Below are 25,340 nucleotides of genomic sequence, written 5' to 3' on the forward strand. Positions count from 1 at the left end.
GCGATGCTGCCCGTCACCGCCCCGCAGGCGCGCCCCTACCTCGCGGCGCACTTCGTCCTCGCCGTCGAGGGGCTGAGCGCCGTCTCCTTCTCCAAGTGCTCCGGACTCGCGGGCGAGGTCGGCGTCGAGGAGTACGCGGAGGGCGGGGAGAACCGCTTCGCGCACCGGCTGCCGACGCGGGCCTCGTTCCCGAACCTGGTGCTGACCCAGGGGACGGGCCCGTCCACAGAGTTGTGGAGCTGGTTCTTCGAGTACCACACGACCGGGAAGGTCAGGCCGCGCGCCGGCCAGGTCTCGCTCCTGTCGCATGTGGACGGCGCGATGGTTCCGGTGCGGGTGTGGGCGTTCCGGCGCGCCTGGCCGGTCAAGCTGACCGGCCCCGACCTGGACGCGCAGGCGAGCGCGGTCGCGGTGGAGTCGCTGGAACTGGCGCACCACGGGCTGGTCCTCGCACCGGTGGGGGTGTGACATGGCGGTGGTGATCTCGGAGATCGTCACGGAGTTCGTGGTGGCGCCGCGCCCGGAGGAGGCGGGTGGCGCGCCGGCCGGAGCCGCCGCGGTGCCCGAGGAGGTCGTGGACCTGATCGTCCGGCGGGCGGCCGAGCGGGTGCTCGAGATCCTGCGACGGGAGTGGGACCGGTGATCCTCGACGCGGCACTGCTCACCAAGCTCACGCTGGAGCCCTACCGGGACCAGGAGTTCCAGGAGCCGGCCGGGACGCCGTGGCGGGCCATGCTCAACCCGACCGAGCTGGCGTTCTCCCGTAAGAACACCTACCAGGCAACGCCGTCCGCCGGGTCGTCGGCGCCGCAGCAGTCGTTCGGCGGCGGCGAGCCCGACCAGGTGCAGATCGACCTGCTCCTGGACGGGACGGGCGTGATCGAGTCCGACGAGTCGGTGGGCGAGCGGCTCGACGCGCTGCTCGCGCTGACCGAGTTCCAGTCCGACACCCATCAGCCGTACTACGTGCACGCGTACTGGGGCCGGTTCGACTTCCGCGGCGTGCTGACCCAGGTCGACGTCACGTACAAGCTGTTCGACCGGGCGGGCGAGCCACTGCGCGCCGCGGCGAAGCTGACCCTGAAGGAGGTCGTCGCCCCGCAGGAGGCCGCCGCCCAGGAGCGTCGCGAGTCCCCCGACCTCTATCAGACGTGGGAGGTACGGGAGGGGGAGCGGCTCGACACGATCGCCTACCGGGTCTACGGCGACCCGGCGTTCTGGCGGCCGCTCGCGGAGGTCAACCGGCTCGTCAACCCGGCCGGCCTGGTGCCCGGGCAGGTCCTGCTGCTGCCGCCGAAGGCGGCGGACCGGTGAGCCGCTACGGCGACGGGGCGACGCCCGACCGGCCGGAGTTCGAGGTCCGGATCGGCGGGACGGCGCTCGCGCCGCTCGTCCAGCGCGACGTGGTCGAGATCGACGTCTCGGAGGAGGTCGGCCGGCACGGCAGGCTCAGCCTGGTGATGCAGAACTGGGACGCGGACACCCGTACCGTGCGGCACAGCGACGGGGCCGGTTTCGCACCGGGCCGTGCGGTGGAGGTGCTGCTCGGCTACCACAGCGACCTCTCCCCCGTGTTCGCCGGGGTGATCACCTCGCTGACGGCGCACTTCCCGCACGGCGGCCGGCCGCTGCTGCGGGTCGAGGCCCGGTCCCGGTCGGTGCTGCTCGACCACCCGCCGCACTCAAGGCAGTTCACCGAGGTCACCGACGCCGATGTGGTCGCCGCCATCGCCGCCGACCACGGCCTCACCGCGGACGCCGCGACCGGGGTGACCCGCCCGGCGGTGGTGTTCGACCGGACCGGCGACTGGGACTGGCTGACGGCGCGTGCCGCGGAGCTCGGCTGGGTCACCTACGTGCGCGACACCACCCTGGTCTTCCGCGCGCCGGCCGGCGAGTCCGCGCGGCACTCCCTCGAGTACGGCCTGAACATCACCGAGCTGCACCTCACCCAGGACCTGACGCGGGCGGTCGACCCGGTGGTCGCGGCGGGCTGGGACGTGGCCACGCTGGAGGTGATCGAGCAGGAGGCCGGCCCGTCCCAGGCCGGCCTGGACCTCGGTGGCCGTCCGGACCACGGTGCCGCGCTCGCCGACGCCGGTTGGCCGCTGCGCGCGGCCCGGCCGGCCGACCCCGCCATCGGCTCGGCGGAGGCCGTCGACGCGCTCGCGACGGGCGCGCAGCGCCGCGCGGCCCTGGGCCACCTGTACGGCACCGCACGGCTGGTCGGCAACGCCGCCCTGCGCTGCGACCAGTGGATCTCGGTGTCCGGGGTCGGCGAGCGGATGTCCGGCCCGCACTACCTCACCGCGGTGCGGCACCGGCTCTCCGACCAGGGCTACTGTACGGAGATCCAGGTGGGGAGTCCGCCGGTGCTCGCCCCGCGGGAGAGCCGGGGCGGCGCCTGCGCGGGAGGGCTCGTGATCGGCGTGGTGGCCTCGCTGGAGGACCCCGAGGGCCTCAACCGGGCCAGGGTGACGATGCCGTGGCGCGGCGACGACGGCGAGGGGGTCTGGGCCCGGCTCGCCACGCTCGACGCGGGGGACGGCTTCGGCACGGTGTTCTCGCCGTCCGTCGGCCAGGAGGTGCTGGTCGGGCGGCTGAACGGAGACCCTTCGGAACTGGTGGTGCTCGGCTCGCTCTACAACGGCACCCAGCAGCCGCCGGTGCCGGTCACGGACGACGCCAACCAGGTCCGGGCGATCGTGACACCGGGCGGGCACACCCTACGGCTGGAGGACGGCGACTCCTCGGCCGTGACCGTCGAGACACCCGCGGGCAACCGCCTCCTGCTGGCCGAGTCCGACTCGACCGTGTCGCTCACCCACGGCGACAGCGGGAACAGTCTGACGCTGTCCGCCGACGGGATCACGATCGAGGCCGCCCGGGGCGACATCGTGCTGAAGGCCCCCTCCGGTGCGGTGAAGCTCGACGGCGTACGGATCGAGGGCGCGTCGACCGGCCCCTCGAAGTTCGCCAGCTCCGCCACCTTCGACCTGTCGGCTTCCGCGACCGTGAAGGTCTCCGGCGCCCTCGTCACCATCAACTGAGGAGGGATCATGTCTGCCGCTGCCCGGGTCGGGGATCCGACCGTCCACGGCGGGACCGTCGTCGGCCCCGGTGTCACCACCGTGCTCATCGGCGGGATGCCGGCCGCGGTCCTGGGCGACATGCATGCCTGCCCGATCCCTCCGCCGTCCCACGTGCCCTCCGCGCCCTTCGTCGCCGGTTCGGCGACCGTGCTGATCGGCGGCCGACCCGCCCTCCGCATGGCGGACCCCTGCGGCTGCGGCGCGAGCGTCGCGGTCGGCTGCCCGACGGTGGTGCTCGGATGACCTGGTCCACCGAACCCCAGCTGGGCCGCGGCTGGGCCTTCCCGCCCCGCTGGGAGGAAACCGAGGGCGAAGCCCGGGTCGCGCCGAGCGAAGGCGCGGACCGGGTCAAGGAGGCGCTCCGGCTGCTGCTGCGCACCGAGCTCGGCAGCCGCGTCATGCGTCCCACCTTCGGTGTGGGCGTGGAGCGGTACGTCTTCGAGCCGCGCACCGGCGATGTCTGCCACCGGCTGGCGTCCGCGGTGGAGCGGGCGCTGATGCTCTGGGAGCCGCGCGTGATCGTCGAGGAGACGCAGGCCGTGCCGTCCGCCGAGGCCGATGACCGGATCGACGTACGGATCGTCTACCGCACCGACCGGCACAGCCGGCCGGACAACCTCGTGCTGCCGTTCTGGGTCGGGAGTCCGGCATGACCGCCACCACGGGCGCCGGGCGGGACGACGCGACGGCGGGACCGCGCGCCGAGCTCGCGGCCGTCGCCGCGCTCACGCCCTTCGCGGGCGAACGGAGCTGGCGGGACGTGCTGTTCGCGGCGGACGGCGGCTTCTCCCGGCCCGACGACCCCGACCGCAAGCTGCTCGCCGCGCTGCTGGCGGAGTACCCCGTGCTCGACCGGCACGCCGCCACCCTGCCCGAACGCGCGCACCTCGACTGGCTGGAGCGGATCCTCGGGATTCCCCGGTTGCCGGTGCTGCCCGACCGGGTGGTCGCCCGGGCCACCGTCGACCCCCGGTCGGCGCCCGCCGTGGTCGAGCGCGGCACGCTGCTGCGCGGCGGGAAGGACGCCACCGGGGCGGAGCGGCGGTACGCCACTGAGGAGGCCCTCACCGCGCACGGCGCGGCCCTGGTCGGGGTCCGCACGCTGGTTCCCGGCGGTCCGTCACCGGCCCTGCCGGGACTGGCCGGAGCGGCGCCGGAGTTCCCCCTCGACCCGCACGCGGGCTCCGCGGCACCGCACCGGCTGCGGGTGCACAGTCCGTTGCTCGCCTTCGAGGGCGGCTCGATGACGGTGGAGCTCGGCTTCGCCGGTGCCGCCGGCGCGGCCGGGCTCGCCCCGGCCTTGTGGCATTTCCCGCGCCCCGACGGCACTGAGGGGGCGGTCACCGGAGCCGTCTCCGCGGCCACGGTGACCGTCGTGCTGACCGGGGGGTGCACCGTGGCGCCGGGCCGGGTTCCGTGGATCGAGGCCCGGATCCCGGACACGGCGGAGCTCCCCGTCGACCTGGTCTTCGAGCGCGTCGAGGTGAAGGTGGTCGGCCGGGCGGTGCTGCCTCAGGCCGGCTTCTTCAACGACGGCGCGCTGGACGTGACCAAGGAGTTCCAGCCGTTCGGCGCGGTCGCCAAGCGCGGCGACGCCCTCTATCTGCGTTCGGACGAGGCGTTCGGCAAACCGCTCGCGGCGCTCGAGGTCACCGTCGAGGTGCTGCAGGAGGAGGGCACCGTGCTCAGCTCGGCGTTCGGTGGCAGCGGGGTCCCCGCCTATCTCAGCGAGGCCGTGACGCGCGAGATCGAGGAGTTCTCCCGTACCAGCTCGGTCGAGGACTCCGACCAGATCTGGCTGACCCTGAGGAACATCCGGCGCTTCCTCGCGCCGCGCTCCGGTCCGAGCGTGCACTGGCAGCGGCACGAGGCCGACGGCTGGGTCACGATCGCCACGGTGGAGAACACCTTCAGCGGCTTCGGCCGTACCGACCTCGGCGGGGTGAGCTCCTCGCCGAGCGCGGCGGGCGGGAAGCAGGGGCATTTCGTCCGGGCCTTCCTCGCCGAGGGCGACTTCGGCTGGACGCACTACCAGGAGGCGGTCGCCGACTTCGCGACCAAGGCCGTGGCCGGGAGCAAACCCACCATGCCGGTGCCGCCCGTGCCGCCGGTCTGCTCACGGATCGCGCTGCGCTACACCACCGTCGCGGTGCCCGCCGAACGCGTCGAGGTCCTCAACGGCTGGGCGAGGCGGGTCAAGCTCGCGGACGACGTGCCGTTCCGGCCCTTCACCCGGTCGGTGTCCGACCGGGGTGACACCGGCATGGTCGCGATCGGTCTGGGCCTCCCGGCGAACGCCGCCGGATCGACCGTCTCGCTGTACCTCGACGTCGACTCCGCGGCGCCCTGCGACAGTACGGAGGACCCCGACGCCCGGTGGGAGTGGTGGGCGGGCGGCCGGTGGCGCCCGCTCGCCGTCACCGACGGGTCCTCGCTGCTGCGGGAATCCGGCCTGCTCCGGTTCCTCGCGCCGTCCGGCTGGCCGGACGGCTGCCCGGACGCCGACGCCGACACCGGGCGCTGGATCCGGCTGGTGACCGGGAGCCCGCAACGGATCGGCGGGCTGCAGGCCGTGGTGCCGGACGCGGTGACCGCCGCGTACGTCAGCACCACCGCCACGCCCGAGCTGGACCCGAGCTCCCGTGCGGCGCTGCCCCCGGGCACCATCCGGGGGACGGTCGCCAAGGTCGCCGGGGTGAAGAAGGTGACCAACCTCGCCGGCGTCGCGGGCCGGGAGCCGGAGAGCGACACCGCGTACCGCCGCCGGGCCTCGGGGCTCACCCGGCACCGTGGCCGGGCCCTGACCGCCTGGGACTACGAGGAGCTGGTCTCCGTCGCCTTCCCCGAGGTGGCGGCCGTGCGCTGTCTGCCGCACACCGCCGCCGACGGCACCCGCCGGCCGGGCTCTGTGGGACTCGTCGTCCTCCCGGACCAGCCCGCGCGTCCGGCCCCGCGCCCGTCGGTCAGCCTCTCCGGACGGATCGCCGAGGCCCTGGCGCCCCGGCTGCCGGTGCACGCCTCGCCCGCCGTGATGTGCCCGCTCTACGTGGCCGCGACGGTCGACGCCGTCATCACGCTGCGGCCCGGCTTCGCCGCGCTGACCGGGCTCCGCGAGATCACGGCCGCCCTGGAGACCTGGCTGCACCCGCTGAACAGCGCGCCGGTGCGGTGGGGCGTCGGCCTCTACCGTTCCTCGCTCGTGGCCTTCCTGGACCGTCTCCCGTGGGTCGGCACGCTCGACTCGCTGGTCCTGAGCGGTCCGGACGGAGCGCCCGTCCAGTCCCTGCCGGTGGATGCCTGCCGGGGCCTGTACTGCTCGTCCGCCCTGCACACCCTCGACGTCCGGGAGCACCTGTGAGCGAGGAAGCGGCCCGTTCCGGGCAGCCGACCGTCGATCCGCTGACGGTGCGTCCGATCCGGCTGCCGCGCCCGGTGGCGCCGGACGCGGACTGGGCGACGCTGCGCGACCGGATCCTCGCCGCCTGCGGTGCGCCCGCCCCGGGCTGGAGCGACCAGAGCGCCGTCGACCCCGGCACCACGCTGGCCGAGGCCGCGGCGTTCGCGCTGGCCGATCTGCACCACCGCACGGCGCACCGGCTGCCCGTGTGGCCGGTGGAGGTGCCCGCCTGGCTGCCCGAGGAGGAACGCCACTGGTACGCCACGCTGCCCCCGGGTGCGTCGGGCGCCCTCGCCGACCGGCTGCGCGCGCCCGCGCCGGAGGACGCCGGTACAGGCAGCACCGCCGCGGTCCTCGAACGCGAGGTCCGGCGGTGCGGCTCGCCCGACCAAGCCGCCGCGCTGTTCGTACGGGCCCCCTGGGCCGGGGTGTTCGACGCGGCGCAGGTGCCCGTCGTGATCGCGCTGCTGCGGGCCCGGCTGGTCCGTGCGACGGCCCACGAGTTCACCGGCCCGGTCGCGGACGCGGTCGAGGAGCAGCGGGGCACGGGCGGCACCGTGGCCGAGCGGGACGCGCGCGCGGCGGCGGCGCTGGAGCGGGTGCTCCCGCTGTGGCCGGGGGAAGTCGCGGCGCTGGTGCGCCGGGAGCGCCGTCGGCGTGGTGTCGCGACCGTCCTCGACCGGCTCTCCGAGGTGGCCGCCGCCACGCCCGGGACGGCGGCCGCCGTCCGCGCGCGGCTCTCGGCAGCACCGTACGAACTCACGCCGGGCGAGGTCGACGCGGCGATGGCGGCCGTCCGGACACCGCCGGGCACGACACCCGAGGACTTGGAGCGCACCGACGGGGAGAGCCGGCTGTGGCCTCCGCACCCGGTGCAGGCCCTGACCTGCGAACCGGTCACCGCCGACGACTACGCCCGCCGCGCCCGCGCCCACGACGAGGTGGGCCGGGCGTGGGCGGTGCCCGGGAGGCTGCCGGGCATCGGCTGGGACGGCCGGAAGACCGTGGAGGCGGAGGACCGGGCCGGCACGCTGACCCTTGTCGTCGAACGGGCCGCCGGCACCGGGTCCGTGGAGAGGTTCCTGCGCGAGGTGCTTGCCACCGCGATCGGCTCCGAGGTGGTCCAGCCGCACCCAACCTGGCGCGACGACCTGGACGCGCTCGACCCGCGCCGGGTGATCGGCGACGAGGTGGGCGCCGCGCTGCTGCGCGAGGTCCCCGTCGCCGTGCGGGGATGGCTGGTCGCCGACGTGGGCGCCGACTGCGCGGAGCTCGTACGGCGTGCCGAGGCACGGCTCACGGCGCTGTTCACACGGGGCCCGGAGTCACGGCGCCCGGAATCACGGGGCACGGCCGGTCCGCGGGAGCGCACGCCCGGTGCGGCGGGCGCGGTGGAGGTCGAGGGACCGTGGCCGCGCGAGGACCAGCCGCAGGACGGGTGGACGCCGGGTGACCCGATCCGGTTCTCCGACGTGGTCGAGGCGCTGGCCGACGATGCCGAGGTGCTGGGTGTGGAGGACCTCGCGATCGGGGTGGACGGCGCACCGCCCGTCGCCTTCTCGGCCGGCGCGGTGCTGGCGCCCGCCTCGACGGTGCCGGTGCCGGTGCCGGTGCCGGTGCCGGTGCCGGTGCCCACCGAACCGGCCGGGCCGGAGACCGCCGGCGAGGAACCGTCGCGCGCCGGCTGGGTTCCGGTCCCCGCCGACGCGGTGCCCGGGCGGACCGACGTGTCGTACCTTCGGGTGCACCTGGTGCCGACCGCGGGGTGCGGCCATGGGTAGCGCCGACTACACGCGGATCGCCTCGCTGCTGCCGCCGGTCTACCAGGAGGACGCCCTGTCCTTCGCGCAACTGGACGCCTTCCTCGGCCTGGTGGACGAACTCAACCACGCGTACCTCGAACGGCTGGAGGACCTGGGTCTCGTCCTGGGCCCGGACGCGGCGCTGCGCTGGCCTGCGGGCCTGCCGCTCGACGCGGGCGGCGACGCGCTGATCGACGCGTATCTCGCGGTCTACGACGAGATCGCCCGGCGGGCGGCCTTCACGTTCCCGGACAGCTGGAGGCGGGACGAGAAGGGGGTGGTGCTGCGGCGTCGGTTCCTGGCCCGGTCGGGGCGGATCTGGCGCCGTCGCGGCACTCCCCGCGGCTTCCTCGACTGGTTCTGCCTGGCCTTCGGGATCGCCCCCGTGAACCGGCCCTACCTCCTGGAGCACTTCAAGGTGCCCGGGCCGCGGATCGCCGAACCCGAGCTCACCGGCACCCTGTTCGTGCCGGCCGCCCACCCGTTCACCGAGCACCGTCGGCGGGTCGAGGCGGTCGGCTTCGTGGACCGGTACGCCCCGGCGCACGTGGCTCTGCGGGTCTGCTGGACCGAGTGCGGATGGGCCCCGCCGCAGCCGCCGGACCCTCCGGAGCCGGGACCGGACGGTGACCTCACCCCGGGGCAACGGGCCGCGTTCGACGCCGAGGTCGACCAGTACCGCAGGGACCTGCGCGCCCTGCTGTGCTCGACCACCTCCTACGTCGGGCACGGAGACGCCCTCCGGCTCCGGGAGTTCGCCGGCAGGCCACGCATCATCGACCGTCTCGACGTCGGGCACCTGCCCGGCGAGGAATGACCGAGGAGCCTCACGTGGAGACCAGCTACCCCGTGTTCGAGGGCGGACAGACCCTCAGGGCGGACGACCTCAACCGGCTCGGCTCCTACCACCGCGACCGGGAGCGGCTGCTCGGCCTGCTCGCCGGCTTCGGGATCAACACGGGGCTCACCGGCGCGGTCGAGGGGAGCGTCGCGCTCGTCCAGCCGGGGCTGTGCGTCGACCAGGCGGGCGAGGCGCATCTGGTGGACGCCGTCATCCCGGTCCCGCTGCCGCCCACCGCCGGCCCGGAGACCTTCCCGTTCGTGGACCCCGCGCAGGGCGGTTTCAGCGTGGTCCTCGAGGGCACCGACGAGCCGGGACAGGAAACGGACTGCGACGACCCGGACTGCGCCGGTCACGCCGTGCCGCACACCCGGAGCGCGAAGCTGCGTGTCGTCGCGGGCCGGGTCACCGGGCCCCGGTTCGACTTCGGTCAGGAGCCGTTGCTCGCGGCGAACCCGCTGACACGGGACGCGACTCCCACGGCGTACGCGACGTTGCGCGAGGCGATCGCCGACCGGCTGACGAACTCCCCCGGCGACGTGCTGATCTCCCCGGCCGCGATCACCGCGCTGCGCGCCACCTCGCTGGAGTCGGGCGACCTGCCCGGTGTCAAGGCGTACAAGGCCGGTTTCCTCGACCACGTCCTGTTCGCGGCCCTGGACCTGCTGCGCATCTCGCGGCTCCTCGCGACGCCGACCGAGCGCACCGGCGTGACCCGGCCCGGTGTCGTCCTCGGGTGGCTGCACCTCGTGGGCACGCAGTGGGTGTGGGACTGCGAGTTCCGGCACGCCTGGGAGCCGCCCACCGGTCTCGTGCGCTCCCTGCTGGGCGGCGGGTGCGGCGACCCGGCGAAGCGGTACCGGGACGCGATCGAGGCCCTGATCGCCACCTACGCGCCGCCCAACCCGCCGCCGTCGACGGGCGGTGGCGGCACCGGACCGATCGTCGTCGTGCCGGACGACTTCGACTTCTACCCGGACGGGAAAGGCACCATCTACGTCCCGCCGAAGGTCTTCCCCGAGGTCTGGCCCCCCGAGATCCTCATCAGGCCGATCGACCCGCTGTGGGATCCACCGGACTACCCCGAGCGCTTCGAGGAGATCGTCAAGGAGGTCTACCGGCAGGAGACGTTCACCTTCTTCGGCACCGGCGTGATCGACCAGACCGCGACGCTCGGCCGCCCCGCCGAGACCGTCCGGCCCATCCTCGCGGAACGGCTCACCGAACTGTCCGGCTCGGCCAACGTGGTGACCGTGACGCAGTCGGAGGCGGAGGACCTCGCCGGGTTCGAGCCCGCCGGCAACCTCAACGTCGCCGACACCGCGGTCCTTGTCACCAACAGCCAGGGCACCGTGGTGGCGACCGGACGGATCCCGGCGGCCCACAGCGCCCGCGAGATCGGCACCAGGCTCCCGGAGGCGACGGCGAAGGCCGAGCAGGCGATCGCCCTGTCCACCGGGCATCAGGAGTCGATCGGGGCGCTCACCGCGACGGTGACGGAGTTCTCCGGGCAGATCGAGGACTTCACCGCCTTCACCGTGACCGCGACCGAGAAGTTCGCCACGCTGACCGACGGGCTCGCCCACCTGGGCGAGGCCCAGGAGAAGATCACCCCGCTGGTGGACACGCTGCACAGTCGCCTGGGCGAGGTCGAGGGGCTGACGAAGAACCTCCAGGGAGCAGTCACGACGCTCACCTCGGTGGCCGGGAGGGCCGGTGGTGCGGCGGCCGGGGGGCGCCTCGGCGCCGAGAGCGGGCGCAGTCTGGTCGGCTTCGCCGGCCTCGTCACCGAAGGGTTGAAGCAGCTGGTCACCCCCGACAACGAACAGACCCTCGGCCGTTACGTCGCAAGCGCCACGAAGGCGGCCGCCGCGCTCGACGTGGTGACGGCCACGGGCGGCGAGGCGGAGATCGGCACGGCGACCGTCGCCCTGCTCGGCACGATGCGGTCCGCGATCAAGGCCGCCGGGATCGCGCCGGAACAGGCGCGTGCCATCGACGCCCAGTTCCAGGTGGTCAAGGGGCTGCTGTGATGACCGACATCGTCGTCGACCGGCTCAGCATCCGCGGACCGGCGGGACGCCGCCTCGCGGCCATCGCCGCGCGGTCCCTACCGGCCGCCCTGGAGGAGGCCCTCGGCGATCTGGAGGACGTCGAGCTCGGCCGGCTGCACGTACGGATCGAGCTCGATGTGACGGGCTACGACGACCGGACCGTGGCCGTGCTCTGGGCGGACGCGGTGCGCCGCAGCGCCATCGCGGCCGGAGCCGCGATCGCCGTACGCCGGAAGCCCGGGCGGGAGCCGGACGGGGACGGGCGGTCCGGCGCCGCCGACGGATCCGGCGAGCCTCCGGTACGCCCGGAGACGGCCCGGGCGCCCGGCGGAGAGGGCGCCGCCGCGCCCGACGACGGTGCGGTCGAGGAGGCGGTCACCGCCGCTCTGTCCTGGCTCGGCGCGGGAGCACCGCCGTCCGCGGTCCCCGTCGCCGTGCTGCGGGCCGCCGAACCCGGCGTGGCACGGGCGGTCCTGGAGCGACTGGGCCCGGCGGCGGGCGGCTCGCTCGTCGCACGCTTCGAAGACCTGCGGCGCCCCGGCACGCCGGCGCCTGCTCTCCCGTCGACGTCGGCCGGCGGCCCCGATGCCGAGGCGTCCGCCGGTGCCCCGGCCCCGTCCCCGCGCGCGGACGACCGGGCGGCGGGGCGGCCGTCGCACACCGCCTCCGCCCCGCCGGGCCCGGATGCCACCGCGCCGGACCTGTCCATGTCCCTGGCGCTGTCGGCGGAGCCGTTGCGGGCGCTCGCGGCCGTCGCGGCGCCGGGCGCCACGGTCGGCCTGCGCCACGTGACCCGGGTGGCGGGCCTGTTGCTGCTCTACCCGTGGCTGCGCGACCTGTGCCGGGAGTGGGTCACCGGCGCCGGGGGCAGCCACGCGGAGGGCCACGCCGTGGAGGGCGGCGACGCGGAGGGCAGCGACCCTGTCGTCGTCGACCTGCGCCGGCGGGCGCTCGCCCGGCTCGCCGACCCGGCCGACCCGGCCCTGGTGGACGATCCGCTGGTGCTTCTGCTCGCCGGGGCACCGCTGGCCGGTGAGCCGCGGCCGCTCGACGCGGACCAGGGGCCGGACGCCGCGACGGAGGCAGCCGCGGATCGGGTGCTGCGCGGTTTCGCGGCGCTGCTGCCCGGGTTCGGGGGCTCGAGCCCGGAGTTCGTACGGTCCGCCTGGCTGCGCCGCGACGGGCTGATCGAGGCCGAGGGGCCAGTGGTCCGGATCGCCGCGCGGGCCCTGCCGCTCGACCTCCTGCTGCCCTCCCTGCCCTACCCATTGGGCCTGGTGCGGCTGCCCTGGACGCCGCCGATGGCCCTGGCGTGGCAGCGGTGACGGCCGTCGACGAACTCCGTGCCGCGCTGGAGGCGTTGGAGGCGCTGATCTCGGTCCGGCTGGAGGAACGCCGTACCGACGCGGCCGACCGGCCGCTCGAGACCGCCGCGGACGACCCGCTGCCCCCGCTGGAGCGCTACGGCCGCGACGGGCCGCTCGCGACGGCGGTGACCCGGGCGGGGCTCACCTCGCCCGAGGCGCTGGTGCTGCTGGCGGCGCTGGCCCCGTGCGTGGACGAGAAGTTCGACGTGCTCTTCGGCCGGCTCACCGACCGGCCGGGATCCACCGGCCTGACGGGCGAGGTGGCCCGCACCCTCATGGCCCGGACTTTCGCCGGCCGGCTGCACGCGACCGCCCTCCTTGGACCGACGGCGCCGCTGCGGGCCTCGGGTCTGCTCACCCTGGAGCCGCCCGGGGACCTGACGGGCCGGCTCGTGCTCTCCCCGGAGCTGCGCGCCTGGCTGCTCGGCCTGCCCGTGGTGGGCTCGGCGACGGCCGCGGGCTCTCCGGCCCGCCCGCTCGACACCGTGCACACCCTCGACGACGTGGTCCTGCCGGGGTCGGCGCGGCGGCGCGTCGCCGAGCTGGTGGACCGGATCGCCTGCCGTGACCTGGTCGTCGAGGACTGGGGGTTCGGGGCTCACCACGACGGTGTGTCGGGGCTGATCGCGCTCTTCCACGGCCCGCCCGGCACCGGCAAGACGATGACGGCCGCGGCGCTCGCGCGCACCTGCGGGCTGCCCGCGTACGTGATCGATCTCTCCGCCCTGGTCTCGAAGTACATCGGGGAGACCGAGAAGCACCTGGCGGCCGTCTTCGACCGGGCCGCGCGGGAGCAGTGCGTGCTGGTGTTCGACGAGGCCGACGCGGTGTTCGGCAAGCGCACCGAGGTGTCGGACGCGCACGACCGGTACGCCAACCAGGAGGTCTCGTATCTGCTGTCCCGGGTCGAGCGGCACCCGGGTGTCGTGGTCCTCACGACCAATCTGCTCGCCAACATCGACGAGGCGTTCCTGCGCCGGATCCATGTGGCCGTCGAGTTCCCGAGCCCAGGGCCCGCGGAGCGGTCCCGGCTGTGGCGCACCGTCCTGCCCAAGCAGCTCCCGGTGGACACGGCGGTCGATCTCGACCGGCTGGCCCAGGGATACGACCTGACCGGGGCGCAGATCCGGGACGCGAGCCTGGACGCGGCCTACCGCGCCGCCGCCGAGGGGCAGCGAGTGCGCGAGGATCATCTGCTCGCGGGGATCCGGCGCCAGTACGAGAAGTCCGGGCGGACGGCGCCGCGATGACCCCGACCGCCGCGGCTCGTACGGCTGTGACCGGGCCGGAGGCCGAGGCCCGGCACGGTCCGGCGACCGGTACGGCGACCGGTACGGCGGCGGTGTCGAAGCAGGAGGCCGCAGAGGCCGCCGAAGCGGCCAGGGCCGCCGTACCGCTGGACCGGGTGCCGGTGGCCGAGGCCGGGGCGCTCGTCGACCTGGGCGGCAGGCCGGCCGGTGGTCTGACGGCCCGTCATGTCGAGTGGTCGGTGGACGGCGCCCGCGTCCTGCTCACCGGCGCCGCGCCGTTCGTCGAGCTGTCGGGTCGCGCCGGGGTCCGTGCCGACGGGAGTTTCGATGGCACGGTGGCGATGCGGGCCGTCGTACGGCTGCTCGGGCTCGACGTCGCGGAGGCCGAGTGGACGGTGGCGGGCTGGGCGGGCGAGCCCCTCGCGGCGCCCGCGGTCACGCTGCGCGGGTCCGCCCTGAGCATCGACCTGGGTCCGGTCGGGGCCGATGTGACGACTCGCGTCGGCTCCGCCCTGCCCGTCGTCCGCGAGGGCGAGGCGCTCACCGTCGCCCTTCCGGCCGGGCCGCTGCCGCCGGGGCTTCCGGTCGAGCCGCGGGTGGCGGAGCTCTTCCGGGGGATCCGTGGGTGGGATCTCTCCGGCGTACGGGTCCACCCCGACGCACCGGTCAACGGCGCCCCGGCCTTCGTGACCCGGCAGGACCTCTTCTTCGCCCCCGGCGCGTACGGCGCCGACAGCCCCGAGACGGTGGCCCTGCTCGACGCCGCGCTACGGGCGGCCCTCGCCGGGCTCATGGGTCCGGTGACGCCGACCCCGCCCGCGCCGCCGCCCCGGGCAGCCGAACCCGGATCCCCTCCGTCTGCCGACACGACCCCGGTCCCGGCGAACGTACCGGCGGGCGTCCCGGCGCCCGCGGCGGCGACCACAGCGCCCGAAGCCCCGCCGGCCGAAGCGCCGTCCACCGAAGCACCGTCGGTCGAGCCCACCGCGGAGCCCGCCGCCGAGCCCTCCCCCGCCGCGGCCGGGGAAGAGGCACCCACCACGGCGGGGGCTCCCGCGGCGCCGGTCGAGCTGCTGATGCCGCCCGCCCCGAGTGCCCCCGGGCCCGCGGCGCTGGCCCGCGGTGACGCGATCGGCGCGGCCGCGGGCGGCGCGGCGCGGGCCGCCCGCGATCTGCCGCCCGCCCAGGAGACCGTCGACGCGGCGCGCGGCGCGGTGGCCGAGCCGCCGGGTGAGACCGCCGCCCGCGCCCAGCAGGATCTGGCCGCCGAGCTCGGCGCGCAGCCGGCACCGAGCCCGGAGATCGTCGAACTCTGCGAGCGGATCCGTACCGCGATCCGGGAGCACCGGCCCGTGGACGAGGACGCGCTGCTGCGCTCCGACCCCACCAGGGAGGCCGCGGCGGCCGGGGCGACGGTCTCGGGGTCCGTCGACACGCAGGTGCGGCAGGTCGGCTCGACGTACGACGGCATGGCGAGCCCGCCCGCCGGAACGCCCGCGCTGACGCCCCGGCAGATCACGCCGCCGCCGGCGGGCGCGCCGGGCATGGGAGCGGACGCGGCGGGCGCCACGCCCGACCCGATCCCGACGGAGAACCTCTCCCTCGACGGCGACGTCGCGGCCACCGACGCGCGGATCGCAGGATCCGGCGTGGACACCCGGGTCACCCGGGAGATCCCCACCGAGCCGTTCTCCGCCGTGCGCGAAGGCCGCGGCGAGCTCGGCGAGATGGCCGAGACCACCCCGCAGCAGCTCGCCGAGCAGCAGGCCGCCGCGATCGCCTCGGCCCAGGCCGACATGGCCTCGCTGCAGGCGCGGGCCACGCAGGCGCTGCGTACCGCGCGCGCCGGCACGGTGGAGTCGGTCGGCGCCGGTCAGGGTGCCGCGGTGACCTCGGAGGAGCAGACGCGGGAGGCGGTGTCCCGGCGCGCCCAGGGCATCTTCGACGCCGCGCGGACCCGGGTCGGCGGTCTGCTCGAACCGCTGTCCCGTACGGCGATGTCCCGCTGGGAGACCGGTCTCGCGCGGGAATCGCGGGAGTTCCACGACGCGCTCGACCGCGTGCAGCGGTGGATCGACGACCGGCACTCGGGCGTCGGCGGCTGGATCGTCGGGATCGGCGACGCCGTGTTCGGCCTGCCGGACTGGGTCACCGAGGAGTACGACCGCGCCGAGCGGGCCTTCGGCGACGGCGTGTGCGAGCTGCTGCTTGCCATCTCCACCGAGGTGAACGGCGTGCTGGCGGCGGCGCAGGCGATCATCCAGCAGGCCCGGGACGACATCGACGCCGCGTTCACCGCGATGGAGGCCGAGTTCCCGGAGTTCGTGGCGCGGGAACGGGCCCGGTTCGGCGGGATGCTGGACGGCCTGACCGAGCGGGTGACCGCCGCCCGTACGAGCTTCGTGGAGGACCTCTCCCGGCGTGCCACGCAGGCGGTCGCCGAGGCGCAGACCGCGGTCGAGGAGCGCCGCGAGGCCGCCCGCGGAGTGCTCGGGCGGATCGTCGCCGCGATCGAGGCGTTCCTCGACGACCCGGTACGGGCGATCATCAACGGCCTGCTCACGCTGGTCGGCATCCCGCCCGCCGCCTTCTGGGCCCTGGTCGACCGCATCCAGCAGGTGATCTCGGACATCGCCGACGACCCGGAGAACTTCGTCAACAACCTGGTCGCCGGGGTCAAGCAGGGCTTCCTGCAGTTCTTCGACAACTTCGGCAGCCATGTGCTCCAGGGCTTCTGGGACTGGCTGTTCTCCGGTCTGCAGACCCCGATCCCGATGCCGACCGACCTCTCCGCGCGGTCGCTGTTCTCCTTCGCGCTGCAGTTGATGGGGATCACCTGGCCCCGGGTACGGGAGATCCTCGTCCGGCACATCGGCGCCCAGAACGTCGAACTCATCGAGGCCGCCTGGCAGTTGATCACGACGCTGATCGAGCGCGGCCCGGACGGCCTGGTCGAGATGATCAAGGAGCGGCTCACCCCCGAGGTCCTGGTCCAGGCGATCCTCGAAGCCGCCGTCGAGTACCTGGTCGAGACGCTGATCCAGCAGGTCGTGGTCCGGGTGGTCGGGCTGCTCAACCCGGTCGGCGCCGTAGCCCAGGCGATCGACCTGATCTACCAGGTGTGCGCGTGGATCTTCCGTAACGCGGCACGGATCTTCCGTTTCGTCGAAGCCGTCGTGAACGGCATGGCGGACGTGATCGCCGGCAACATCACCGGCCTCGCCAACGCGGTCGAGCGTGCGCTGGCCTCACTGATCCCACCCGTGATCGACTTCCTCGCCGGTCTGCTCCACCTGGGTGACCTTCCCGACGAGGTCGCGGAGGTGATCGGCGCCCTGCAGGCCCGTGTCTTCGAGGTGATGGACCTGGTCATCGGCGCGCTGGCCGAACGCGGGCGGGCTCTGTTGCGCACGCTCGGCCTGGGCGGCGACGAGGAGGCCGAAGGCCGCGAGGACAACGAGCTCGGCACGACCGTGCGTTTCGCCGCCGCCGGGCACCAGCACCGGGTCTGGGTGGCGACCGCGGGCACCGACGCCACGGTCATGGTCGCCTCGGCGCCGCAATCGGTGGCCGAGGTGCTCGGTCGATGGCAGGACGACCTCGCCGCCGGAAAGCCGGCGGCGAACGACGCGCGTACGGAGGCCACGAGCCTGATCGGGCAGGCGGAGGCCGTCGCGGACGAGACGAACGCCACGGGCGACGCTCTCGCGGCGGAGTTCCTGGCCGCCGCGGCGCGCGCCGACGACGAGGTCCGGCCGCCGTCCGACGATGTCCTGGAGAACCGTGAACGCGCCCTCGCCGGGATGCTGCGCCGGCTCTTCGAGCTGATGGAGCAGAAGGACCCCGAGGAGTATGTCCGGGACATCGCCGCACACCTGCCCCGGCACGCGGCACGCTACGCCGGGACGGTACGGGACCAGTGGCTGCCGCGGATCCGGCGGGTGGAGCGAACTCCCCCCGGCGGCCCGGGCGGTGAGCGGGTGTGGCCGGACACGGTCCTCGCGGGCTCCGCCACCGGCGCGCTCGACCTGATCGCGCAGGACTCGACCCACCGGATGCTGCTGCCGTGGTTCCTCGTCGGCAGCCAGTCGAACCCGCGACAGGCCTCGGGCGGCCCGTTCTTCTCGCAGGCCCTGCAGTCGGACAGCCCCGACCCACCGCACTCCGTGCGCACGATGTTCGTCACCGCCCTGGGCACCGCCGCGGCGCAGAGCCTGCGCGACGCGGGGCTCGCCGAGGTGACCGAGGAGGAGAACGCCGGGCTGCGCGCCGTCGTCGGGCAGATCGCGTTCTCGATGACTGGCGGGCGCTGGGGCACGTTCGAGCCGTGGCCGGCCGACGAGGTGAACCCCATGGTCAGCACGGCGGTGACGGCCGCGGGCGGCATCGTCCCGTTCCTGCGCGAGATGGTGCGCGGCTCCTCGGGGGGTGTGACGTGGGCACAGCTGAGCGCCCTCTGGACGAGCAGTCCCGCGACCAAGAACTGGGTCAAGGACCGGTTCCGCGACGTCGCTTCCGGCTCGCACGAGTGGATTCCCACCGGGTTCATTCCCCAGGTGGTGGAGACCGCGATGGCGGTCTTCGCACGGGGGGACGTGGACAACGCACTGCGCTGGATCACCGCGCACACCAGCTTGCGTTCCCCGACGAACTACGTGCTCCACAAGCTCGACATCGTCCCCACGCGCGCTGCTCGCGGGGTGTCCGCCCGCGACAGCAGGCTGACCAAAGTCACCGTCTCGGGTCACGTGGGCGCGTTCCGGGTACCCGACCCTGACGACCCCACGCGGATGGTGACGGCCGGAACAATCGGCACCGAGGCGTTCCACGACTGGCTGCGGGCCGAGTTCACCGCGAACAGCGGTCTTGGCCCGGCCGGCTTCATCTCGTACCTGCAGGGACGGCTGTCGCTGCACGTGTGGGACGGCAGCGTCGCCGACGTGCCGGACGAGGCGCTCGACCAGCCCGTCGGGATGCTCTACCGGGTGGCGCCCGGCGTGGACGTCGCCCTGACCCTGAATCAGCTGGCCTTGCGTCAGCGGCTCAACTGGCAACGCATCCAGCAACAGTTCGCGGCCGCCCTGGCCGAGACGTCGCGATGACGCACCGGAGGATTCCATGGACGAGGCACTGCGCTCGGCGATCGCCGAGCTGACCGCGATCGGCGAGCTGGACTCCGGCGCGAAGCCGGGCGACGTGGTCGACCTCGTCGTCCGGCACGCGCGGGACCTGGCCGGCATCGAGGAGTTCACGAGTCTGCGCACCCTGTCACTGATCGGCTGCGAACTCGACGACTGGTCCCTGCTTGCGACGCTGCACGGCCTGGAGGTAATCGCCGTCGAGTACTCCGACCTGACCGACCTCGACTGGGTGCGCGGACTGCCCCTGACCGTGGTGTCCCTTCGCTGCAACCGGATCACCGATCCGGGCCCGTTGGCCGGGCTCGCCTCGCTCCAGACGGTCGATCTGCGCGGCAATCCGCTGAGCCCGTCGGCGTACGCCTGGGCGTACGCCGCACCGGCGGTCCGGGTGGACGACGAGGACGCCTGGCGGCTGTGCGCCGGCCTCCTGGCGGCCGGTGTGCCGGTGGTGGTGTACCGCGACGACCGTGGGCTGCTGCGCGTGGCGTGGACCGGGCTGACGGGGTCACGGGCGCCGGAGGCGGGGCACCCGGTCGTCACCGCCGAGCAGGTGAACCGGGCGATCGGGAGCGCGCATGCGGACGAGCTGTTCGCCGGAGGCACCCGATGACCACTGCTCCCGACGGGCCCGGTGAGCGGTCCCCCGATTATGGACCGGGAGTGTCCTGGCTGGCCGAGCGGACAGGGCGGCCTCCCGCCGAACTGCTGGCCGACCCGGCGGGGATCGTCGCGGCGGTCACCTCCGCGACGCGCGCGTGCCTGGACATCGCGGCGGGCATCGTCTCCGAAGATCCCGCGGTCCGTGCGGACGCCGAGCTGCGCCGAACGCGGCTGCTCGCCCGGTTCGACAGGGCGCCCACGCCAGGCGCGCCCCTCGCTGCCCGGGCGGCGGCCGCACTCCGCGCCGCGGCCGACCACGTACGCGACACCGAGTCAGTTCATGACGGACCGGCGGGCCGCGGCGACCAGCGCTGAGGTCTCGGCCGAGGGTCTCATGCCGAGTTCGCGGCCGAGGACGGCGAGGCAACGCTGGTACGCCTGCTCGGCAAGCCCCGCGTTCCCCTCGGCCACGTGCACCTTGATCACCGCCCGGTGGGCGCTCTCACGCAGCTCGTCCCCACGCCGCGCGGCGATCGCCGCCTCCATGGCCAGCCCGTACGCTCCCTGGACCGCGAGCTGTTCCGCCAATGCCTCCAGCACATGCAGGCGCAGCTGAAGCAGCCGCTCACGATCGACGACCAGCCACTCGTCCTCCCAGTCCGGCAGCAGCTCGCCGTCCAGCCCGAGCAGCTCGATCGGATCACGGCTCGGACCGGCACCGGAGAGCGTCGCGTGGGCCAGGGCCGTCAAGCGCTGCGCGTCGACCTGGACCTCGGGGCTCAGCCAGAGCGCGCGCGACTCGGTGAGCACCAGCCCCGGAAGGGCACGGTTCGCCCGCCAGACGGCGGTGCGCAGGTTGCCAAGAGCCTGCCCTTCGCCCTGGTCGGGCCACAACGCACCGGCCAGCCGGCTCCGGCCGGACCCCCCACGAAGGGCGAGGAACGCGACGACGCGCTGAACCGAGCCCGGCAGCCGGACATCCCCCTGAAGCCCGGTCAGCCGGAACATGCCGAGCAATGTGAGCCGAAAGGCCCTCAGATCCGTCTCAGGCACGATGCAGACCCCCTCCACCGCCGGGCACCCTGTCGAGAGGAGTCCGTCGCGGCCTAGACAATGCACATGTGCACGAGTTCGCGGCGAGACCCTTACCCGAGGCTCCCCCCGGGTAAGCCGGTGTCTGAAGGAGGCAACCACTCCCCTCCGACCCCGTAACCGACGATCCGACCGGCCCAGCCTCAGTCACGCACGGTGAACGACCGATCATCAGCCGACGTAACGGAAGCCCGGACTCACGTTACGGGCACCCCTTCTCGCAGCCGGACACGGAGGAGTCACGGTGACGGCTCTGCCCTCCGGTACGCGCACCACGCCGCCACTCGGTACGGCCGGACCTGGCATCGGACCAACCGGCCACATAGAAGACGCCCGGGTGAGCCATGAACCGCTTGATTTTCGTACCGCCATCCCTCACATCCAACCTTTCGGCAAAATCCAGAGCACTGAGTCGGGGAGCCACAACAAGGGCCTGCTCGATGACTTCGTGAACCCGCTCCTGCAGCGTCAGCGCGCCGCCTCTACTCAGAAGGAGCCCGGCGGCCCGTACACACCGGCCAGCTCGGCCGCCAGACGTGCGAGCCGCTCCCGTGCCTCCGGCGGATCCAGCACCTCGATGCGTGCCCCCAGCCCGGCCAGCTGTGTCGCGACGACCTCCGGCGTCGGCCCGTCGACCCGTATCTCCGTCCACCCGTCGGGGAGCATCGGACCGACGTGCAGGCGTCCGTCGAACAGCCGCTCCAGGATCGCCATGGCACCCGGCTCGGCCCTGGCCCGAACCGTCGCCGCGTAAAGCCGCTCCTCCAGGCGCGCGGCGAACGAACGCCAGACCGTGGGGAGATCGAAGCCGGGCGGTCGTACGACGGGCTCGCCGGTTGCCTGGACCGAGGCGACCCGGCTGAGCCGGAAGGTACGCAAGCCCCGCTCCGTCTCGGCAACGAGGTATTCGTGACCGGCCTTGGTCACGAGCCCGAGCGGATGGACGGTTCGCACGCCGACGGGCTTGCCGGGCCCGGCGTATGCAAGCCGCACCTGGATGCCGTCCACCACGGCCCGCCGGAGCGCGTCGAGGTGCGGCCCGGTGGCGGTGACATCGACCCGTGACCAGTCCGTGCCGTCGGTGAGGCCGGCCCGCGACGCGGCCTCGGCTCCCGCACGCAGGGGGGCGGGCAGCGCACGTACCAGCTTGCGCAACGCCGTACGGAGTTCGGGCGTGGTTGCCGAAGGTCCCGCAAGCAGGAACAGTGCCCGGATCTCCTCGGCGGTCAGCCCGCTGAGGTCCGTACGGGCCCCGCCGACCAGCGACCAGCCGCCGCCGCGGCCACGCTGCGAGTAGACGGGGATGCCGGCGGTGGACAGGGCCTCCAGATCGCGGCGTGCGGTTCGTGGCGACACTTCGAGTTCCGCGGCGACCTCGGCCACGGTCACACGTGTGCGTGTTTGGAGGAACAGCAGGGTTGCCACCAGGCGATCGGCTTTCATGGCGGCCATTCTCTTTCGAAAAGTGGCCAGGAGATGACCTGTTCGGCTTCCAGGATGAGATCATGACGCACATCGAGAACACCCCGCGGTCCACTGTCACCCCTGACGCCACCCACGACCCTCGTCAGGCCCTGCTGAAGGCAATCGCGCTGGCCGGACGCACCGTCGCCGCAGTCCGGCCCGAGCAGTTCGACGGGCCCACGCCCTGCACCGAGTTCACCGTCCGGCGGCTGGCCGGGCACCTCGTCGCCGTGCTGCGCCGGATCGCCCTCGCCGGACGCGGCGGCGACGTGACGAGCCTCCCCACGCTCGCCGACGACCTCGTGGACACCGAATGGCAAGCGGCGTGGGACGCCGCAGTGCGCGAGGTCGAGGCGGCGTGGGCGGATCCCGCGATCCTGGACCGGATACTGACACTGCCGTTCGGTAACCTTCCGGGTGCTGCCGCCGCGGCCGTCTGGACGTCGGAATTCACCGTGCACACGTGGGACATGGCCACCGCGACCGGACAGCTCCCGGACTGGGACCCCGAACTCGTGGCGATTTCGTACGCCGCCATGAGGCGCGGGCTGCCCACCGGGCCGCGTGACGGTGCGCCGTTCGGGGCCGCGGTGGACGTCGACGCGGACGCGCCGGCCATCGACCGCCTCGTAGCGTGGTGCGGACGCAAGCCGTAGACAGCATCCGAAACCGGGAGGGCGGCGGCCCCATGGCTGGGGTCGCCGTCCCTGCATGTTCGGGGCAGGACGGCGAGACAGCTCGCACCCCAACCTTGGCGACGGCCTCACCGCGAGCCGGTAGGTGTGCGCGAGCATGCCGAGGACGACGAGGGTGTCTGTGTGACGCGAACCTAGGGTGCGAGTTCGGGCCAGGTATGTCTGTTCGTACAGCGGGATGGCCAGGCCGACATCACCCGCCTCGCGGTGGGCGTCAGCGAGGTGGCGCCCACTGGTGAGAGTGTCGGGATGGCCCTCGCCCAGGGAGCTCTCACGTACTCGGAGGATCTCCTGGAAGAGCGGAACGGCGTGCGCGGGGCTTCCCTCCATGAGATGGGTGACCGCCGGGTCATGGCGCACGGTGAGGGACGCGGGGTCGTCGGAGCCGAGCCGGTCTTGGTGCTCGAGGTCGGCCTGCTCGAACAGCGGAAGGGCCTGGTGCGCATCCCCGACGGCCAGGCACCCGTAGCCGATGTCGACGCCACGGGTATCGGGACGGCTCCCGTCCTGCGGGGCCATGTCCCCCTGCTGGGGAGTGCCGAGGCGAACAGCCCGCTCCAGATCTCGGGCCGCCCGGAGAGCGAGAGCGAAGGCGACCCGAAGGGCGCGGGTGATGCCGTGTTGCTCGCCGTGCGCACGCTCCATGGCGGGCAGGACCTCGCCGAACAGGGCGACGGTCCGGTCCGGCTCACCCGCTTCCCGGTACGCGCCTGCCAGGTTGCCCCGCACGAGGAGGGTGTCTGGGTGCTCCTCGCCCAGGACGCGTTCCATGTCGCGGACGATGCCCTCGAAGAGAGGAACGGCCCGGGCCGGGTCCTCGCGTGCCACACGAACTGCCGTCAGCTTGCTCCGCGTCACGAGGGTGAGGTGATGGTCTTCGCCGAGGAATCGGCGGCACGCGCCGAGGTTCTCCGTGAACAGGCGCACCGCTTCCGCGTGATCGCCCGCCACCAGACGTGCGCGGGCCCGGGTGTTGCGCGCGGCGAGAGTGCTGAGGTCCTCGTCGCCCGTGGCTCCGTCGACGCCTGTGCCGGGCGCGTTGTCCGGTCCGGCCAGGGCGAAGGCCTTGTCCGGGTCGCCCGCGGCACGGTAGGCGTCGGCCAGGTTGTCGCGGCCGGCGAGGGTGAGGGGATGCTTCGGCCCCGGCACGCGGTGCGCATCGTCGAGCGCCCGCTCGTACAGCGGGACAGCCTGTTTCACGTGTCCCGAGGCCTCGCGGGCGTGCGCCAGGTTGTGGCGGCAGGCGAGCGTGTGAACGTCGTCCGGGCCGAACTCTCGCTCGTAGTGGGCGAGTACTCGGCAGAGGTGCGCGGTGGCCCGGGTGGCGAGGCCTTGGCCGCGGAGGAACACGCCGGCGTGGTGGAGGAGCCGCGCCGTAGCGCCGGTATCCTCGGCCTAGGGCGTGTGTTCGGCGATGGCGTCCCTATGCGGAAGCAGGGCGCGCCCGGTGGGCCAGGTGCCGGTGTGTCATTCCAGTCGATCGGCCGGACGGCGGCCTCCAGCACGGCCGTCGCGCGGGTCCGCGCTGCGGTGACGAGGCCGGGTGTGCGGTGCGGGTCGTCGCCGTCGGGGGCACGAGCGACAGACTGGACCAGCCGGTGCACGGAGAGGGCTCGCGCGGCGGGGTCCACCGTGATCATGCTGTATGCGTGAGGGCGCCGATCGCGCCCGCGACCGCGGCCGGTTGTTCCTCGTCGGCCAGCAGGTCGGCGGGAATGCCGTCAGGCGCGTACCAGGCCAGGGCGCGCAGCATGTCGGAGGCGTGTGGCTGGAGTTCGCCGATCCGGTCCAGGGTCACGCGCCAGATGCGAGCGATGGTGCGCTCCGCAGCGGTGAAGCCCTCGCCACCCTGGTCGTACTGCGGGGCGGGTCTCTGCCGGACCAGCCCCAGATACGCGCGCGGGGTGAGCAGCGGGTTCTGGGCGAGGAAGGCGGCGGCCTGTTCGACGGCGAGGGGGAGATGGCCTAGATCCGCGCACAGTTCGGCCGCTCCGTCCATGTCCCGGGCACCGCCGCCGAACCGGACGATGTGGGTGAGCAGGGTCAGCCAGTCGGCCGGTTGCAGGACGTCGAGCCGGATGACGGCGGTGGCGTCGTGTTCGGTACGGTGAGGTGCGTGAAAGGGTCGAAGCCCGCCGGCTCGGGATCCGGGACGGCCGAGGCGGTGAAAGCGGTGACTGTCACCGCCGACCCTTCTCCCTCAGACGCCGCGCTCGCCGGCAGGGACCGAAGTGCCTGGCTGATTCACGCCGCCGCGATCCGCGCGCGTGGCCGACACGGGACCATCACTTGGTACGGCCGGACAGCGCGCCTACAGCCCCAGTCCGCGGTATCCGCTACCCAAGGAACGACAAGCGAACCTGACGGTTGGCATTGTCCTTGTTGGTGTCCGCCAACCTCCGTTAGAACAACCCAAGGGTCGCCTCGCCGACACTCAGCTCTTCTGGGCGTTCTCCAAGGGCGACAGTGGGGTCTGTCAATCGAACGGTGTAACGAGGGTGTTCGGGGTTACTGACGGGCTGCGGAGAGCCGGCCGTCGAAGGTG

General features: G+C 73.8%; 19 protein-coding genes and 1 pseudogene. 16 read left to right on the top strand and 4 right to left on the bottom strand.

Features of this window, described 5'->3' with window-relative positions; genetic code table 11:
- The first annotated feature begins 3 nt into the window (after positions 1–3).
- Genes KV205_RS25915 through KV205_RS25985 form a run of 15 tightly spaced genes read left to right on the top strand, consistent with a single transcriptional unit; the run spans position 4 to position 19,919 of the window.
- Positions 4–468: a phage tail protein gene (locus KV205_RS25915; protein ID WP_265867020.1), complete on the top strand. Its 465-nt coding sequence runs from the start codon at positions 4–6 to the stop codon at positions 466–468.
- A 1-nt stretch (position 469) separates the two neighbouring features.
- Positions 470–643: a DUF5908 family protein gene (locus tag KV205_RS25920; RefSeq protein ID WP_265867021.1), complete on the top strand. Its 174-nt coding sequence runs from the start codon at positions 470–472 to the stop codon at positions 641–643.
- Positions 640–1,314, top strand: coding sequence for a hypothetical protein (locus KV205_RS25925; RefSeq protein ID WP_265867022.1), 675 nt, complete (start codon positions 640–642; stop codon positions 1,312–1,314). The genes KV205_RS25920 and KV205_RS25925 overlap by 4 nt, the downstream gene beginning before the upstream one ends.
- Positions 1,311–3,050, top strand: coding sequence for a phage baseplate assembly protein V (locus tag KV205_RS36445; protein ID WP_265867023.1), 1,740 nt, complete (start codon positions 1,311–1,313; stop codon positions 3,048–3,050). The genes KV205_RS25925 and KV205_RS36445 overlap by 4 nt, the downstream gene beginning before the upstream one ends.
- 9 nt (positions 3,051–3,059) lie before the next feature.
- On the top strand, positions 3,060–3,335 hold the full coding sequence (locus tag KV205_RS25935; protein ID WP_265867024.1) for a PAAR domain-containing protein: 276 nt from the start codon (positions 3,060–3,062) through the stop codon (positions 3,333–3,335).
- A complete protein-coding gene (locus KV205_RS25940) occupies positions 3,332–3,745 on the top strand; it encodes a GPW/gp25 family protein (RefSeq protein WP_265867025.1) in 414 nt (137 codons plus the stop codon). Before KV205_RS25935 ends, KV205_RS25940 begins: the two co-directional genes overlap by 4 nt.
- Positions 3,742–6,450 (top strand): baseplate J/gp47 family protein, encoded by a 2,709-nt coding sequence (locus tag KV205_RS25945; RefSeq protein ID WP_265867026.1) that lies wholly within the window; start codon positions 3,742–3,744, stop codon positions 6,448–6,450. The genes KV205_RS25940 and KV205_RS25945 overlap by 4 nt, the downstream gene beginning before the upstream one ends.
- Complete coding sequence (locus KV205_RS25950; RefSeq protein WP_265867027.1) at positions 6,447–8,270, top strand: hypothetical protein; 1,824 nt, start codon at positions 6,447–6,449, stop codon at positions 8,268–8,270. The genes KV205_RS25945 and KV205_RS25950 overlap by 4 nt, the downstream gene beginning before the upstream one ends.
- Positions 8,263–9,108 carry a hypothetical protein gene (locus KV205_RS25955; RefSeq protein WP_265867028.1) on the top strand — a complete coding sequence of 282 codons (846 nt, stop codon included), beginning with the start codon at positions 8,263–8,265 and terminating at the stop codon, positions 9,106–9,108. Before KV205_RS25950 ends, KV205_RS25955 begins: the two co-directional genes overlap by 8 nt.
- A 14-nt stretch (positions 9,109–9,122) precedes the next feature.
- Complete coding sequence (locus KV205_RS25960; protein WP_265867029.1) at positions 9,123–11,165, top strand: hypothetical protein; 2,043 nt, start codon at positions 9,123–9,125, stop codon at positions 11,163–11,165.
- Complete coding sequence (locus KV205_RS25965; protein ID WP_265867030.1) at positions 11,165–12,511, top strand: contractile injection system tape measure protein; 1,347 nt, start codon at positions 11,165–11,167, stop codon at positions 12,509–12,511. The genes KV205_RS25960 and KV205_RS25965 overlap by 1 nt, the downstream gene beginning before the upstream one ends.
- Entirely contained in the window at positions 12,499–13,803 is a 1,305-nt protein-coding gene (locus KV205_RS25970; RefSeq protein ID WP_265867031.1) for an ATP-binding protein, read from the top strand. Before KV205_RS25965 ends, KV205_RS25970 begins: the two co-directional genes overlap by 13 nt.
- Positions 13,800–18,905 (top strand): hypothetical protein, encoded by a 5,106-nt coding sequence (locus KV205_RS25975; protein WP_265867032.1) that lies wholly within the window; start codon positions 13,800–13,802, stop codon positions 18,903–18,905. The genes KV205_RS25970 and KV205_RS25975 overlap by 4 nt, the downstream gene beginning before the upstream one ends.
- Positions 18,906–18,921: 16 nt before the next feature.
- Complete coding sequence (locus KV205_RS25980) at positions 18,922–19,554, top strand: hypothetical protein (protein WP_265867033.1); 633 nt, start codon at positions 18,922–18,924, stop codon at positions 19,552–19,554.
- Entirely contained in the window at positions 19,551–19,919 is a 369-nt protein-coding gene (locus tag KV205_RS25985) for a hypothetical protein (RefSeq protein ID WP_265867034.1), read from the top strand. The genes KV205_RS25980 and KV205_RS25985 overlap by 4 nt, the downstream gene beginning before the upstream one ends.
- Here the strand turns inward: KV205_RS25985 and KV205_RS25990 are convergent.
- Positions 19,878–20,552: a BTAD domain-containing putative transcriptional regulator gene (locus KV205_RS25990; RefSeq protein WP_265867035.1), complete on the bottom strand. Its 675-nt coding sequence runs from the start codon at positions 20,550–20,552 to the stop codon at positions 19,878–19,880. The two genes, KV205_RS25985 and KV205_RS25990, sit on opposite strands and share 42 nt — an antisense overlap.
- Positions 20,553–21,122: 570 nt before the next feature.
- Positions 21,123–22,088, bottom strand: coding sequence for a YafY family protein (locus tag KV205_RS25995; RefSeq protein WP_265867036.1), 966 nt, complete (start codon positions 22,086–22,088; stop codon positions 21,123–21,125).
- A 53-nt stretch (positions 22,089–22,141) separates the two neighbouring features.
- On the opposite strand from KV205_RS25995, the gene KV205_RS26000 reads away from it, so the two are divergent.
- Positions 22,142–22,756: a TIGR03086 family metal-binding protein gene (locus KV205_RS26000; RefSeq protein ID WP_265867037.1), complete on the top strand. Its 615-nt coding sequence runs from the start codon at positions 22,142–22,144 to the stop codon at positions 22,754–22,756.
- A gap of 330 nt (positions 22,757–23,086) precedes the next feature.
- On the opposite strand, the pseudogene KV205_RS36565 reads toward KV205_RS26000, so the two are convergent.
- Positions 23,087–24,145 (bottom strand): annotated as a pseudogene (locus KV205_RS36565) (tetratricopeptide repeat protein); the annotation flags it as partial.
- 286 nt (positions 24,146–24,431) lie between these two features.
- A complete protein-coding gene (locus KV205_RS26010; protein ID WP_265867039.1) occupies positions 24,432–24,794 on the bottom strand; it encodes a hypothetical protein in 363 nt (120 codons plus the stop codon).
- Positions 24,795–25,340 lie beyond the last annotated feature (546 nt).

The sequence above is a fragment of the Streptomyces sp. SKN60 genome, from assembly GCF_026236535.1.
Classification (GTDB): domain Bacteria; phylum Actinomycetota; class Actinomycetes; order Streptomycetales; family Streptomycetaceae; genus Streptomyces.